The sequence below is a fragment of the Exiguobacterium sp. s127 genome, assembly GCF_018618695.1.
Taxonomy (GTDB): domain Bacteria; phylum Bacillota; class Bacilli; order Exiguobacteriales; family Exiguobacteriaceae; genus Exiguobacterium_A; species Exiguobacterium_A oxidotolerans.
In genome coordinates this window covers 130,791-146,489 of record NZ_JACSMO010000001.1, presented here as the reverse complement: position 1 = coordinate 146,489, position 15,699 = coordinate 130,791, and the positions used below count along the sequence as shown (strand labels likewise).

Sequence of the window (15,699 nt, the reverse complement as noted above, 5' to 3'; positions counted from 1 at the left end):
GATTTAGTTTTTTAACCGACAACAGGACCCTCCGTTTACACGAAGGGGTCCTGTTTTTTGAATCGCCTGATTTAGTTAAAAGGACGAGTCGAACTCTTTTTTTAGAAGATCGATCGGCGCTGCATAGCCGATTGGACCACACAATAAATTTTCTCCGATCCACATACTTAAATCCATCATATGCACTTGTTCTGTCGGTAAAAAGTCCTCAAGCTTCCACGAAATACTAATGATGGCATCATTCAATTGTCCGATGATACTTCGATCATGTGTCTTCGAGTACTGGACGTCACCGCACCGTTCCAGATAACGATCCACGACCGCATTAGAAAATCCTTCTGCTAAAAATGTGTCCTTGATTGCCTTCAAGGCAATGACATCAAATTGTTTGAATTCTTTCATTTTCATGCCGTAGAAGACGATACTATATCTTGTTTTGTTATTCATCAAGACAACACATTTTCTTCGATCAAACGTGAACACATTCGCATGCCATTCATAAAAAGAACCTGCGTGAGTTGTCTCATACGGAGTTAAGTTGATTTTCATCGCATCTGCTAGTTTTTTTGTACATTCGATCAGCATGCTCCAACCCCGCTTTTCCTTTAGTTAGAAAGTTGCTCTTACATTTTTACGAAAAGAGCTACACTCTCGACGTGTGTCGTATGCGGGAACATATCGACAGGTGTGACTTCCATCAGCTTGTAACCAAGTTCAGCAAACAACTTCGCGTCACGTGCTTGAGTTGACGCGTTACATGAGACATAGACGATTCGTTTTGGTGCCACTTCAGCCGCAGCACGCAGGAATTCTTCGTCACAGCCTTTACGCGGTGGGTCAACGACGATGACGTCTGGTTTGATTCCAGCTTTGACGAGTGCCGGCATGACGGATTCAGCCGTTCCGTACTCGAATGATACATTGTCGATGCCATTCGCAGCGGCGTTACGACGTGCGTCGTCGATTGCTTGAGGAACCATTTCAATCCCGTAGACATGTTTCGCTTGTTGTGCAAGTGATAATGAAATCGAGCCGATACCGCAATACGCGTCGACGACGATTTCTTCACCTGTCAATTGTGCATACTCCAGTGCTTTACCGTATAGTTTCTCCGTTTGCAACGGATTGACTTGGAAGAATGAATGTGGCGAGATTTCATACGTCAATCCGGCGATTTGATCGCGGATGACAGCCGGTCCGTGCAGGACGATGTTCTTTTTCCCTAAGATGACGTTCGTATCCTCTGGGTTGATGTTGTGTTGAATCGATGTCACGTTTGGGACAGCTTTTAAGATGCCCGCGACGATTTTATCGACGCCACGCAATTGTTTGACCTTCGTCACGAGGACGATCATCAATTCATTCGTATGGTACCCGTGACGTGCCATGATGTGACGGATGACACCCGTTTGTTTCTTTTCATCGTAAGCTGGGACTTTTAAGTCAGCGAGGACTTTACGGACCGCTTGGATTGCTTCATCATTTTCCTTGTTTTGAATCAAGCAGTAATCCATATCGATGATGCGGTGGCTCCGTTTTTGGTAAAAACCGGCCATCAACTTGTTCGACTGGAAAGCGACCGGGACTTGTGCTTTATTGCGGTAGCCCCATGGATCTTCCATCCCGATTGTTTCATGGACCGGAATTTCGAGTCCTGCGAGGCGGGCAAATGCATCACGAACACGGTTGTGCTTAAAGACGAGTTCTGCATCATATGATAAGTGTTGCAGTTGGCAGCCCCCACATTGGTTGTAGACAGGACATGGCGGCTCGACACGGTCAACACTCTTCGTCTTTTGACGGATAATTCGTCCGAAACCATATGATTTCGTTGTTTTCGTAATTCTGATTTTGACTTGTTCCGTCGGTAAAGCTCCTGGAATGAAGACCGTATAACCATCGATTCGTGCGACACCTGAACCGTCGTGCGTCAAATCAACGATATCGACGACGTGCTCGTCATTTTTTTGTACTGGGATCATAATTGGGTTCCTCCTAGAAAACCCCGCGCCTTACGCGAGGTTTGTTTCTGTTTCTTGTAGTTGTGTATTAATCAGTTCCATCTCATCGATCCGGAACTTCGGTGTCATGACATCGAAATGCGACTGTAAATTCGTCATCTCCCCTTCACAGGTGCCACCGAACTCACCGTCGATGTTCAAGCTCATCTCAGAAGTATTTTTCATCCGGACGAATGAAGTCGTGACATGCTCGACACAAGGATCCGAGAAGTGATCCCCTTTTAAGGCGAGACGCATGACGCGAATCAGTTCGACAAGATTACATTTTTTTAAGATGAATAAATCAAACCGTCCATCATTGAGTGACGCATTCGGAGATAGCTTCTCAAAGCCACCAACGGAGTTCGTATTCGAAGTCAAAAACAACATGACTTCGCCTTTGAACGTCCCTTTTTCATGTTCGAGTTCGACATACGTCGGACGGATTTGTGGTAACTTCTCCATCCCTTTGACGTAATAAGCGAGTTGTCCGAGTGCCGTTTTGAGTTTTGACGGAACCTCGTAAGACAACTCCGTCATGATGCCGCCACCTGCGATGTTGATGAAATAATGAACACCCGTCGTTCCTTCAATCTTCCCAATGTCGACAGGCATCGTATAGCCGGTGCAGATGACATCCATCGCGCCTTCAATCGTCAACGGAATCCGCATCGCTCGTCCAAAATCATTCGTCGTCCCGACAGGCAAGACACCCAGTTTAGGGCGAACCTTGTAGGCAGCCATGCCACTGATGACTTCGTTTAACGTTCCATCTCCACCCGCAGCCACGACGAGGTCAAATTCAGCTTCACAGGCCCGTGCTGCTTCATGTGTTGCGTCACCGACCGCTTTCGTCGAATAGACGGAAGTCTCATAACCCGCTGCTTCAAGCCGGTCTAAGATATACGGCAGATTTCGCTTTACCATCTCTTTCCCGGAAGTCGGGTTATAAATCACTCGCGCTCTAGGTCTCATAAGTTTTTCTCCTTTTTAATCAACCGGTCCATTTGATACATAACTGTTTTATTTTACATGAAGTTTTGCTACATTACAAAGCCGAAAAAAAAGATGTTCCCGTTCTCCGCCTGATTACGAGACGAAAAATGGGGACATCTACTACGATTTAAAGGATTATTTTAATTTTTCGAGTTCTTCATGGAAGAGTTGATCGAGGAGGGCCGGATTCGCCATCCCTTTCGTTTTCTTCATGATTTGACCGATGACGAAACCTTTTTTCCGGTCTCGTCCACCCACGAGTTCTTCGACGACAGCCGGATTTGCTTCGAACATCTCGACGATCAGTCCTCGTAAGAGACCCTCGTCAGAAATTTGAGCGAGTCCTTGTTCTTCGACATACTGACGCGGTTCGACACCCTGTTCGATCGTCGCCGCGAAAACTTGTTTCGCGATTTTCGAAGAAATCGTTCCGCCGGCAATTAATTCGATCATCTCGGCGAGACGTGCCGGTGTCAGTTTGATTGTTTCGAACGTTTCACTCGACTTGTTCAAGTGTCCTTGTACTTCACCGACTGTCCAGTTCGCTGCCGCTTTCGGTTCTGCACCGGCAGCAATCGTCGCTTCGAAGTACTCAGCCATCTCGCGTGTGACGGTTAATTGTTTCGCGTCATACGCGGATAAACCGAGCGTTTCTTGATAGCGGACACGACGTGCATCCGGAAGTTCCGGAATCGCGGCACGAATCGCTTCTTTCCAGTCTTCGTCGAGGACGAGCTTGACGAGATCCGGTTCTGGGAAGTACCGGTAATCGGACGCGCCTTCTTTCACACGCATCAAGACAGTCTGTTTTTTCGCTTCGTCAAACCGAAGTGTTTCTTGACGCATGACGCCACCCGCCAGTAAAAGTTTACGGTGACGGTCTTCTTCGAATTCGAGTCCTTTTAAGACGTTACCGAACGAGTTGAGGTTCTTCAGTTCGGTTTTTGTTCCGAACTTCTCTTGCCCGTAAGGACGGACTGAGATGTTACAGTCGCACCGTAACGAACCCTCTTCCATCTTCACGTCCGAGACGCCTGCGTATTGCAGGACTTCTTTCAAACGTTCGAGGTAGGCGACCGCTTCTTTTGGTGAACGCATGTCGGCTTCACTGACGATTTCAATCAAAGGTGCGCCCGTCCGGTTAAAGTCGACGACAGAATGATTAGCACCCGTATGGTTCATCTTCCCGGCATCTTCTTCTAAGTGGACCCGTTCAATCCGGAAGCGTTTTGTTTCACCGTCGACTTCCGCATCGATGAATCCATCAAACCCGATTGGCTGATCGAATTGTGAGATTTGGTAGGCTTTCGGCGTATCCGGATAGAAGTAATTCTTCCGGTCGAATTTTGTTTGATCGGCGACGTGGCAGTTGAGCGCCATTGCCGCACGAACCGCGAGTTCGACTGCTTTTTCATTGACCATCGGAAGTACGCCCGGGTGTCCGAGACAAATCGGACAGGTTTTCGTATTTGTTTCCGCACCGTACTCACGGGCACAGCCACAAAACATTTTTGTATTTGTATTTAGTTCGGCGTGGACCTCGATGCCGATAACCGTTTCAAAGTTCATAACGCACTCTCCTTATAACTTCGGAAGCGCGAATCCGCCCGTTGCAAGCTCGAAAGCATGCGCCGCACGATAGATCGTCGCCTCGTCAAAGTGTTTTCCGATGATTTGTAGACCGACTGGTAATCCGTCGACGAGACCTGCCGGGACCGAAATCGCCGGAACACCCGCTAAGTTGATTGGAATCGTCAAGATATCATTCGCATACATCGTCACAGGATCATCGTTTTGCGCACCGAGTTCGAATGCAGGTGTAGGTGCCGTCGGTCCGATGATGACATCATAGTTCGCGAGGACGTCATCAAAATCTTTTTTAATCAATGTCCGCGCTTGTTGCGCTTTTTTATAATACGCGTCGTAATAACCTGAACTTAACGCGTACGTTCCAAGCATGATGCGGCGTTTGACTTCGTCGCCGAATCCTTGGGCCCGTGAATACTTGAAGACATCTTCGAGTGCATCTGCTTCAGCACGGACACCGTAACGGATCCCGTCAAAGCGGGCTAAGTTTGATGAGGCTTCTGATGAAGCGAGTAAGTAATATGTCGCAAGCGCGTACTTCGAGTTCGGAAGGGATACTTCGTCGACCGTCGCTCCGAGGGACTCGAGTTTTTTGATGGCTGCACGAATGTTGTCTTTCACAGATTCACTGACACCTTCGCCGAAGTATTCTTTTGGAACGGCGATTTTCAAGCCTTTGATATCACCTGTCAGTGCTTTCGTATAATCGATCCGGTCAACGTTCGCTGACGTCGAATCCATGTCACAATGCCCAGCGATCGCGCTAAGCAAATAGGCGTTGTCTTCGACCGTCCGTGTCAATGGTCCGATTTGGTCGAGCGATGACGCGAATGCGACGAGACCGAAACGTGAAACGAGACCGTACGTCGGTTTTAAACCGACGACACCACAATAGGCAGCCGGCTGACGGATCGAACCACCTGTATCAGAACCGAGACTGAACAAGACTTCTCCTGCCGCAACAGCAGCGGCTGATCCGCCTGAAGATCCGCCTGGAACGTGTTTTGTGTTCCATGGGTTACGGACCGGTTTGTACGCTGAATTCTCATTGGAAGACCCCATCGCGAATTCATCCATGTTCAGTTTACCGATCGTGATGGCACCTGCTTCATGTAAACGTTCGACGACAGTCGCGTCGTGGGCGGGGACGAAGTTCTCGAGGAATTTCGAGCCGCATGTCGTCGTCATTCCCTTCGTGACGATATTATCTTTTACACCGATTGGTAAGCCGAACAATGGGTTTGCTTCATGTTTTGCGAGCTCATCCATCCGTTTTGCTTGTTCGAATGCGTCTTCATTCAAGGACAAAAAGGCGCCGACCTTCCCGTCAACACGATCGATTTGATCAAACGATTCTTGAACGAGATCCGATACTTTCACTTCGCCATCCTTGACGAGTGTATGCAGTTTTTTGACACCATGCTCAAAAAGTGACATTCCTGTTTTCTCCTCCTTATTCGAACACTGCTGGGACGCGGACTTGTCCGGCTTCCCAATCAGGCGCGAGTCGTTCTACTTCCGTGCGCGGAAGCGATGGACGTACTTCGTCTTTTCGTAAGACGTTCTTTAAATCAAGGACATGCGTCGTAGGTTCGACACCTGTCGTATCAAGTTCATTTAATTGCTCAGCAAAACCGAGAATTTTTTCGAGCTGAACCGTAAATTGTTGTACTTCTTCATCTGTCACGGCAAGGCGTGCCAAATGCGCCACGTGGCGGACTTGCTCTTCATTAATATTTGCCATGTCATTCCACCTCCGGAACTTTTGCAGTATATTTTACACTATTTCTAATCATAGCACTTTTTAGTCAGACAAAAAAGACGATGGTGCATCGGGGGGAGGTCCGCACCATCGTCTTTATAGGGGTAGCAAAGCTTTCGGGCGGAAAGCTTCTAGTAATTCATTACCCGTGCGACTGTTTTACAAAACAAAATAACAGAATATTCAAACTAAAAGATCAACCAGTAAATAGACATTGAAGATGATGACGATCGTCACGATACTCCAGGCAAGGAGTTTCATCTTCATCCCGTTCTTGAAGTCACCCATGATTCGCCCACTCGACGTTGCCCGAATCAATGGAATCAGCGCGAACGGAATCCCGAACGATAAGGCGACCTGACTCCAGATTAAAGCACGCGTCGGATCAAATCCCGATAACAACAATACAATGGCTGGTGCCATCGTGATGCTCCGACGAAGGAAAATCGGAATCTCAATCTTTAGGAACCCACGCATAATCGCATCGCCGGACATTGTCCCGACACTTGATGATGCAAGACCGGAGACGAGTAAGGCGACCCCGAACAAGTACGGTGCTGTTCCACCGAGCGATGTCCCGAGTCCTGAAAAAATACTTTCAAGTGTCGCTGCTTTTTGATCGGTTCCGAAGAAGACTGTCGCCGCGATGACGAGCATCGCCCCATTGACCGCCCCTGCGATTAACATCGCTGCCCAAATATCGAGCGTCTGAATTTTCATCAATCCTCGTTTATCCGCAATTTTCCCCATCCGGCGTTTCGTCAAATCCGAGTGCAAATAAATCGCGTGCGGCATGACCGTTGCCCCTAACATCCCGGCAGCAAGGACGATACTCGGTGTTCCCTCGAATCCGGGAATCAAGCCCCCTGCCATGTCCCGCACGTTCGGCTCGACTTGAATGACTTGGATCGCGAATGCAACGGCAATGACGAGGACCAGTCCAGCGATGACGGCTTCGAAATGGTGTAAGCCCTTCCGTTCAAAGCCGAGAATGACGAACGACGCGATGGCTGTTAACAGCGCAGCGATTTTCATATCAATATTAAATAACAAATGAAATCCGAGTGCGGCACCAACGAATTCCGCGAGATCCGTCGCCATGGCGACGAGTTCTGCCTGTGCCCAGTAAAACAGTCGGGCAACGGGCGATAGCTCGTCCCGGATGACTTCCGCCAAGCTCATATTACTGACGAGTCCAAGTTTTGCTGACAACGTTTGGATGACGACCGCCATCAAGTTCGCTGCGACGATGATCCAAAGTAATAAAAATCCGTACTGGGCGCCGGCCGTCATGTTCGTCGCAAAGTTCCCCGGGTCGAGGTACGCGACGGCGGCAACAAAGGCCGGACCGATAAATTGTCTTTTTTTCAATCGTTCGACCGGTGCTACCGGTTGACTGACCATATTGAACACCTCTCTTTAGTTGCAAGTATACGCTTTTCTTTCCTTCAGGCAACATACATGCTTCACGGAAATACTTATTAACAAAGTAAACTGAATCATTCAGTCCTGAAATCAAGCCATCTACCATTCTTTTTGACCGCGCATTCTAACCACAAAAAAAATCGAAGTTCACATTCAAGTGAACTTCGATCAGATTGTAGACAAACGCTGATGAAGATTGAAGCTTATCTATTCGCATACTGTCTTACTGCGCTTCCCCGTCTTGACTCGTCTTCACGGCAATTCAAGACGAATTGCGCCCTAAACTGCCTGCATACCCGGCTTTCCGTCACGGTATCACCTAAAAAGCATCACGTTTCGTTGACTCCTACGGGAAAAGACGCTTGATCTCCCGATAGCACGTTGTCTACAGTCTGAGTTCAGTCCTTACATGACCTGCTGTTCACTTACACGATTTTCCGCTCTGGTTCGACACCTTTCAACTGCGCCTTTACTTCATCAAACTCACGGTAGACCGCTTCACTTGGTTCAGCCGTCGCCAGACTGACGACAACGAGTGCAATCGTCGACGCGAGGAATGCAGGAATCATTTCATACATCTCCGAAATATAGAACGGTAAATCCTTCACGTACAGTTTGACTAAAATCCAGGCGATGACGACGACGGATCCCGTCAGCATCGAAGCGAGTGCTCCCGCTTTGTTCATCCGGCGCCACAGTAAGCTGAACAAGACGACCGGACCAAAAGCAGAACCGAATCCTGCCCACGCGTACCCGACGAGTGTCAAAATCGATTTTTGTGCGCCGAACGATAACGCAATGGCAAGTAAGGCAACCGCCAGCACCATGATACGACCGACGAGCATCAACTCTTTGTCTGAAGGCGTCCGCTTCATGAAGCGTTGATAAAAGTCATTGGTCGCAGCACTCGAAGAGACGAGTAGCTGTGTCGAAATCGTCGACATGATGGCAGCGAGTAACGCTGCGAGTAAGAGACCGGTAATGAAGCCCGGGAATAGATCACGCGAAAGCTGAATGAAGACGTTCTCCGGGTTGTTCAGCTCAATCGCCTGTTGCGTAAAGTACGCATAACCGAATAATCCTGTCACCATCGCGCCGATGATGGAGAAGGTCATCCAAACCATCCCAATCCGGCGGGCCGACTTCATTTCACTCAAGTTACGTATCGCCATGAAACGGACGATGATGTGCGGCTGACCAAAGTAGCCGAGTCCCCAAGCGAGTAAGGAGATGATGCCGATAATCGTCGTTCCTTTAAACAGTTCAAGTTTTGAACCATCCGTCGTCCGAATCGTCTCGAGCGTCTCATTGATCCCGCCGCTCAGTGAAAGGGCGACACCCGGAACAATCAAGAGTGCGATGACCATGATCATCCCTTGGACGACATCCGTCCAACTGACGGCGAGGAATCCGCCAAGGAACACGTAGGCGATGACGACGCCTGCTAAAATCCAAAGACCCGTCGTGTACTCTAAACCGAAGACCGCTTCAAACAGCCGACCGCCGGCGACAAACCCGCTCGATGCGTACATTATAAAGAATATTAAGATAACTCCAGCTGAAACTGTACGCAACACACCACTTTTGTCATGGAATCGTTTTTCGAAATAGTCGGGAATCGTGATGGCGTCGCCCGCATGCGCCGTATACGCCCGCAGACGTGGCGCAACAAGCACCCAGTTTGCATAAGCTCCGAGCAATAGGCCGATCACGATCCATCCACTGGACAGACCAGTTGCAAACATCGCACCCGGCAATCCCATCAACAACCACCCGCTCATATCGCTTGCTCCGGCTGAGAGTGCAGTGACGACGGGCCCGATCGTACGTCCTCCAAGCATATAATCATTCATGTTTTTCGTCCGGTAATACGCCATCACGCCAAGCGTCACCATCAGACCGAGATACAGTAAAATCGCTAACCACATTCCGTTCATCCTTGCTCCCCCTTTTCTATGGTGTATAAAAAAACGGATATGCAGGTCGCATACCCGTTTCATCTATTAAACACTAATTCAGAACATTTCTGAAGTCGTTTTTGCTTGCAAGTGGAGTGTTAAATAATCCGGTCCACCGGCTTTTGAATCCGTTCCTGACATGTTGAAGCCACCAAACGGTTGGTACCCGACGATTGCGCCTGTACAACCACGGTTGAAATAGAGGTTCCCGACATGGAAGTTCGCCCGTGCGTACTCTTGGTTTGTCCGGTCTTGTGTGATGACTGCCCCTGTCAAACCGTACTCCGTGTTGTTCGCGATCGCGATTGCTTCTTTAAAGTCTTTCGCTTTCGTGAACGCAACGACCGGTCCGAAGATTTCTTCTTGCATCAAACGATCCGTCGGTTGAACGTCCGCGACGACCGTTGGTGAGACGAAGAAGCCTGTTGAATCGTCAGCCGTTCCGCCTGCTGCAATCCGTCCTTCTTGTTTTGCGATATCGAAGTACGACGTGATTTTTTTGAATGCCGCTGCATCGATGACAGGACCGACGTTGTTCGTCACGTCGACCGGGTTCCCGATGCTCAGTTTTGCTGTATTCGCAACAACTTTTTCGAGTAACTCGTCGTAGACAGAGTCGAGTGCGACGACACGTGAACATGCTGAACATTTTTGACCTGAGAAGCCGAATGCTGCTTTTGTGATCATGTCTGCCGCGTAATCAAGATCGGCTGACTCATCGATGACCATCGTGTCTTTTCCGCCCATCTCTGCGATGACACGTTTGAGCCAGATTTGACCGTCATTTAATTTCGAAGCACGTTCGTTAATCCGGAGACCGACATCACGTGAGCCTGTGAAGCTGATGAAACGTGTTTTCGGGTGGTCGACGAGGTAATCCCCGACTTCTGCCCCTGGTCCCGGGATGAAGTTCAAGACGCCAGCCGGAAGACCTGCCTGCTCCATGACTTCAACGAATTTAGCAGCGACGACTGGTGTCGTCGATGCCGGTTTCAAGAGAATCGGGTTTCCGGCGACGATTGCCGCAACCGCAGTCCCTGCCATGATCGCGAGTGGGAAGTTCCATGGTGAGATGATGACCCCGACACCGAGTGGGATGTAATCGTAACGGTTGTATTCACCCGGACGACTCTCGACTTTTTTGCCGTCTTTTAAGACGAGCATCTGACGTGCATAATATTCAAGGAAATCGATTGCTTCTGCTGTATCCGCATCTGCTTCGTTCCATGGTTTCCCAGCTTCTTTGACGAGGTAAGCCGAGAATTCATGTTTGCGTTTACGGATGATGTTCGCCGCTTTGAACAGGACGTCCGCACGAACACTCGGATTGACGAATTTCCACGTTTCGAATGCTGTGACAGCTGCCTGCATCGCATCCTCTGCGTGTGCTTGTGTCGCTTTTGAGACACGTCCGACGATCTCTTCTTTGTTTGCCGGATTGACCGAAACGATTTTATCTTCCGTCGTCACATGTTTGCCCCCGATGACGAGCGGATAATCTTTTCCTAGCTCTTGCGATACGAGTGCAAGTGCCTCCTCGAACGCTTTCTTGTTCGCTTCTTGTGAGAAGTCCGTGAATGGTTCGTGTTTGTACGGAATCATCTCTATTCCCCCTTTATACATACTTTTAATCGCTTACATTCTCCATTGTACAGAAGCATGACGCCGCTTACAATTATTCTAGTCAAAAAAAATGAGCAGGCTGCGTTCTCCCGCTCACGTTTCGCTCGAATTATTCAGTTGCTTGGGAAAAGACGATCTCTTCGTTTTGGATTGAGACCTTGACGTCCTGCTCCTGGAACAACCACTCATCTTGATCGGAGACGACGAAATGAATCCCGTCCACGACTTCTTCAACAGCTGCCCGTTCGACTTCTTCCATATGGACACCGACCGAAAATCCTTGTGTCAAATCCGTCGATCCGCCGTATTTCGCGAAAAAGCGAATCGTGTCGCCTTCCTTCGCTTCCATCTCATCTTTAAAGTATTGTAATGCTTCATCCGTTACGTGAATTTTCATGTTTTATCCACTCCCCTTTAGACTAGTGTACCTATTTCCTACTCAAAAAAGCGAATATCCTGTATGGTGAAGACAGTAAACACTTCATTCCATCATTCCTGTTGATTCTGATTTAGGAGGTCCTATATGAAACGATTAATCACAGCTCTACTATCAACGAGCATTCTGTTAGTCGGATGTGGGAACGATTCCACTTCCTCTACAGATACTGAATCCCCGAAGACGACGGAAACGAAACAAGTCGCGCAAGCCGATCAAGCCGTTCTTGATGTCTATCAAGCCTATCAAGATACGTTAGGGAAAACGGGATCAGCTGATGCGAAAGCACTCGCTAAGATTGAGTACACGGGTGAAGATGAACCGTTACGCGCAGCAGCGATTGGTGCTAAAAACCTGAACGTTACGCCTGGTAAGGTCGTTAAAAGCTTCCAACAAGGCGACGTCGCCTACATCATCCATGAGTTCAATGATGCGGACGGGTCCCCGCTCCCAAACCGTGCGTCGAAGTTATTCCTGAAAAAAGATGGGGAATGGAAAGCTGTCATCGCACCAACGACCTTTGAACCAGCCGTCTTCACGACGCTCGCTGAGATGTTTGATTCATTTAATGCAGACGAATATGGCGTCAATGCCAAAGCAGCAGAAGCCGTCGGGAACACACCGGAAGATGAACAGGATAAAGTGTTCACACGCGTCAATGCCCAAACCGACTATATGGCACTCGAAATGAACAGTAACATCCTGATGATTTACGGTATGGCACTCGGCAACGAAGGCAATCCCGAAGTATTAGTCGACTATTATTCCGATTACGCGGACTGGTATGTCGATGAACAAAATCTATTACTCAAAACGGCGAAGGCCGGAACAGACTACGAAAAATATTTGATCGCACTTGACCCATTAAAGGAAAGCTTACAAAAGAAACTCGGAAAATACGCTGATCAACTGAATATGGAATTAGGTTAAAGGGGGACTCTTAATGAACGCACCGACATTTACGTTACCGAACGCCCATGGCGAAAACATTTCACTCGCCGATTATCGTGGTAAGAAAGTCATTCTCTACTTCTATCCGAAAGACTCGACACCGGGTTGTACGACGGAAGCCTGTGACTTCCGTGACGCGACGGACGCCTTCGCGGCTGAAAATACCGTCATCCTCGGAATCTCCGCCGACAGTCAAAAACGGCATCAAAACTTTATCTCAAAATATGAACTTCCGTTTCAACTTCTCTCTGATGTCGATCATACGGTCTGCGAACAGTATGGGGTCTGGCAACTCAAAAAGAACTACGGTAAGGAATATTATGGAATCGTCCGTTCAACGTTTTTAGTTGATGAGGCGGGTGAATTAATCCAAGAATGGCGGAGCGTTAAAGTTAAAGATCATGTTTCTGAAGCCTTAAACTACGTAAAATCACTTGATTAAAAAGAAAAACACGTTACTGATGTAGCCTGTTTCAATGTAGACAAACTCTTATGAAGAGTGAATATGCTATAACGAGAGGCAAAGTTCGCGGTTCTAAGCGATCCGAGACGGATTGCGCTCTAAACCGTCTCCATGCCCGGATTTCTGTCATGGTATTACCTAAAAAGCGTCACGTTTCGTTGACTCCTACGGGAAAAAGTGCATTTTTAACGCGACTTGCAGAGGCAGACAAGCCCCTGCTCGTTGTCCGTTAGGATCAAGGAGCAACGGCTTGCGCCTCGCCCGAGGAAAGCAACGAAAAAAGACGCTTTCATCTTCCGATATCACTTTGTCTACACGCTGACCACGTTACTGATGTAGCGTGTTTTTTAATTTTACAATCATTTTATCGCTACCAATTTTATCCTTTCAAAAATTTTTTTCACATAAAAAACCTTGGTATTGCTCATATTTTTAATGTTTTTGAAATAATCTGAAAATATTCTATTGATTTTTCTGAATATTGTATTTATTATTAGAAACAAGTTGATTCGGTGCTTTCCTTCAACAAAAGTAAAAGGCGATGACCCCTCTTATTTTTTCATAGGACACCGGATCGCTCTAACTATCGGGTACTCATTTTATCATCATATATATTTATTCTTGGGAGGGAACTTATCATTATGAAGAAGAAAAAAACACTCGCACTCGTTGGTGCACTAACAATCGCAGGATCAAGCTTGGCAGCTTGTTCATCAACAGATGACTCGAAAGACACATCCGGCTCGAAAGACACTGCAAAATCAGATGACAAGCAAGTCTTGAATTTAACAAGCGGATCAGACATCCCGGCACTTAGCCCGACAGTCGCGACAGACTCTGTTTCTTTCACAGTTTTAAACAACGTTCAAGAAGGTCTCTTCCGTCTTGATGAAAACCAAGAGCCAACACCAGGTGTTGCAGAAAGTGTTGACGTCTCGGAAGATGGACTTACATACACATTCAAATTACGCGATTCAAAATGGTCTGACGGCAGCGATGTCACAGCAAAAGACTTCGAATATGCTTGGAAACGTGTCCTCGATCCTGATAGCGGTTCGCAATATGCTTATATCATGTATGTCATCGATGGAGCGGAAGGCTACAACACTGGTAAAGGGAAAGCGGAAGATGTCGGTGTCAAAGCAGTGGATGACAAGACACTCGAAGTTAAGTTGACACAACCTGCAGACTACTTCAAAGCCTTGACTGGATTCGGTTCATTCATGCCGCTTAAGCAGGAATTCGTCGAAGAAAAAGGTAAAGATTTCGCGAAAGATCCTGAAAACTTCCTTTACAACGGTCCATTCCAACTAACAGACTGGAAAACAGAAGTCGGTTGGTCGTACAAAAAGAACGATCAGTATTGGGATGCTGACGCAGTTAAACTTGAAGAAGTTAACTACAAAGTCGTTAAAGAAGTTTCAACGGCTGTCAACCTGTACGAAAAAGGCGACATCGATACAGTCGGTTTGACAAGCGAATTCGTCGATCAATATAAAGATGATGAAGATTTCCAAACACGTCTCGATGCATCAATGTACTATATCCAAATGAACTTCAAAAACGAATTGCTCAAAAATAAAGATATCCGTAAAGCGATCGACTCAGGATATGACAAAGAACAAATGGCGAAAGTCCTCTTAAACAACGGTTCAATCCCGGCATACTACTATGTCCCGCAAGAATTCGCAAATGGTCCGGACGGAAAAGACTTCCGCGACGGCAACGAAGGCTTCGGTTCATTCGATGCTTCATCTGCAAAAGCATCATTCGAGAAAGGTCTAAAAGCAGAAGGCAAAGACAAAGTTAAACTCGAGCTTCTCTCATATGATGATGACAACTCGAAAAAAATCTCTGAATACCTCAAAGGTGAATGGGAGAAAAACCTTCCTGGTCTTGAAGTAACAATCAAGCAGCAGCCATTCAAAAACAAATTAGATCTTGAATCGAAAGGTGAATTCGAACTTTCATTCGCTGGTTGGGGACCTGACTACCAGGATCCAATGACGTTCCTCGATATGTGGATGACTGGTGGACCGTACAACCGTGGTAAGTACTCAAGCGAAAAGTACGATTCACTCATCAAATCTGCAATGAAAGACGCGAATGCCGAAACACGCTGGCAGTCGCTGAAGGATGCTGAAAAAGTCTTACTCGAAGACGATCAAGCAATCTCTGTCATGTACCAACGCGGTGCTTCCCTCTTACGTAAACCTTACGTTAAAGGAATCGTCAACCACAAAGTCGGAGCGGATACTTCGTTCAAATGGACATACATCGAAGGAAGATAATCATACAAGATCTCTAAAGGCCAGCCTCGCTTTACGCGGGTCTGGTCTTTTTTTCCATATGGGGCGAATGTACTGTTTTTTAAATATTGATTAAAAAGTGGTAACATTCTGTTTTCATTTGTATTACTTCCATTTATACTTATGCAGAAGAAACTAAATTCACTTTTTTTTACAATAATTCGCGGTAATTCTTCAGATTTAATGAAA

13 protein-coding genes are annotated in these 15,699 nt (G+C 47.3%); 3 read left to right on the top strand and 10 right to left on the bottom strand.

The features are described 5' to 3' along the window. Nucleotides 1-75 precede the first annotated feature (75 nt). The 10 genes from KNP98_RS00665 to KNP98_RS00620 all read right to left on the bottom strand — a co-directional run bounded on the left by KNP98_RS00665 (nucleotide 76) and on the right by KNP98_RS00620 (nucleotide 11,748). Nucleotides 76-585, bottom strand: a complete 510-nt coding sequence (locus KNP98_RS00665) for a DUF6933 domain-containing protein (protein ID WP_214807168.1) — start codon at nucleotides 583-585, stop codon at nucleotides 76-78. A gap of 38 nt (nucleotides 586-623) precedes the next feature. Then, the gene (gene rlmD, locus KNP98_RS00660) at nucleotides 624-1,982 is read right to left on the bottom strand and encodes a 23S rRNA (uracil(1939)-C(5))-methyltransferase RlmD (RefSeq protein WP_214810543.1); all 1,359 of its coding nucleotides are present in this window, start codon (nucleotides 1,980-1,982) and stop codon (nucleotides 624-626) included. A gap of 30 nt (nucleotides 1,983-2,012) precedes the next feature. After that, complete coding sequence (locus tag KNP98_RS00655) at nucleotides 2,013-2,975, bottom strand: diacylglycerol kinase (protein WP_029331519.1); 963 nt, start codon at nucleotides 2,973-2,975, stop codon at nucleotides 2,013-2,015. A 156-nt stretch (nucleotides 2,976-3,131) separates the two neighbouring features. Next, nucleotides 3,132-4,565, bottom strand: coding sequence for an Asp-tRNA(Asn)/Glu-tRNA(Gln) amidotransferase subunit GatB (gene gatB / locus KNP98_RS00650; RefSeq protein ID WP_088837831.1), 1,434 nt, complete (start codon nucleotides 4,563-4,565; stop codon nucleotides 3,132-3,134). Between the two features lie 12 nt (nucleotides 4,566-4,577). After that, on the bottom strand, nucleotides 4,578-6,020 hold the full coding sequence (gene gatA / locus KNP98_RS00645; RefSeq protein WP_214810542.1) for an Asp-tRNA(Asn)/Glu-tRNA(Gln) amidotransferase subunit GatA: 1,443 nt from the start codon (nucleotides 6,018-6,020) through the stop codon (nucleotides 4,578-4,580). A gap of 16 nt (nucleotides 6,021-6,036) precedes the next feature. Continuing rightward, nucleotides 6,037-6,327 (bottom strand): Asp-tRNA(Asn)/Glu-tRNA(Gln) amidotransferase subunit GatC, encoded by a 291-nt coding sequence (gene gatC / locus KNP98_RS00640; protein ID WP_088837833.1) that lies wholly within the window; start codon nucleotides 6,325-6,327, stop codon nucleotides 6,037-6,039. 201 nt (nucleotides 6,328-6,528) lie between these two features. After that, nucleotides 6,529-7,749 carry an Nramp family divalent metal transporter gene (locus KNP98_RS00635; RefSeq protein WP_214768891.1) on the bottom strand — a complete coding sequence of 407 codons (1,221 nt, stop codon included), beginning with the start codon at nucleotides 7,747-7,749 and terminating at the stop codon, nucleotides 6,529-6,531. Nucleotides 7,750-8,195: 446 nt separating this feature from the next. After that, a complete protein-coding gene (gene putP / locus KNP98_RS00630) occupies nucleotides 8,196-9,707 on the bottom strand; it encodes a sodium/proline symporter PutP (RefSeq protein WP_088837835.1) in 1,512 nt (503 codons plus the stop codon). A gap of 78 nt (nucleotides 9,708-9,785) precedes the next feature. Next, the gene (pruA, locus tag KNP98_RS00625; protein ID WP_029331525.1) at nucleotides 9,786-11,330 is read right to left on the bottom strand and encodes an L-glutamate gamma-semialdehyde dehydrogenase; all 1,545 of its coding nucleotides are present in this window, start codon (nucleotides 11,328-11,330) and stop codon (nucleotides 9,786-9,788) included. A 130-nt stretch (nucleotides 11,331-11,460) separates the two neighbouring features. Beyond that, on the bottom strand, nucleotides 11,461-11,748 hold the full coding sequence (locus KNP98_RS00620) for a HesB/YadR/YfhF family protein (RefSeq protein ID WP_088837836.1): 288 nt from the start codon (nucleotides 11,746-11,748) through the stop codon (nucleotides 11,461-11,463). 126 nt (nucleotides 11,749-11,874) lie between these two features. Here KNP98_RS00620 and KNP98_RS00615 point away from each other — a divergent pair, with 126 nt between their 5' ends. The 3 genes from KNP98_RS00615 to KNP98_RS00605 all read left to right on the top strand — a co-directional run bounded on the left by KNP98_RS00615 (nucleotide 11,875) and on the right by KNP98_RS00605 (nucleotide 15,492). Further along, on the top strand, nucleotides 11,875-12,717 hold the full coding sequence (locus KNP98_RS00615; protein WP_214810541.1) for a hypothetical protein: 843 nt from the start codon (nucleotides 11,875-11,877) through the stop codon (nucleotides 12,715-12,717). 13 nt (nucleotides 12,718-12,730) lie between these two features. After that, complete coding sequence (gene bcp / locus KNP98_RS00610; RefSeq protein ID WP_029331528.1) at nucleotides 12,731-13,180, top strand: thioredoxin-dependent thiol peroxidase; 450 nt, start codon at nucleotides 12,731-12,733, stop codon at nucleotides 13,178-13,180. Nucleotides 13,181-13,842: 662 nt separating this feature from the next. Then, nucleotides 13,843-15,492, top strand: a complete 1,650-nt coding sequence (locus tag KNP98_RS00605) for a peptide ABC transporter substrate-binding protein (RefSeq protein WP_214807162.1) — start codon at nucleotides 13,843-13,845, stop codon at nucleotides 15,490-15,492. Nucleotides 15,493-15,699 lie beyond the last annotated feature (207 nt).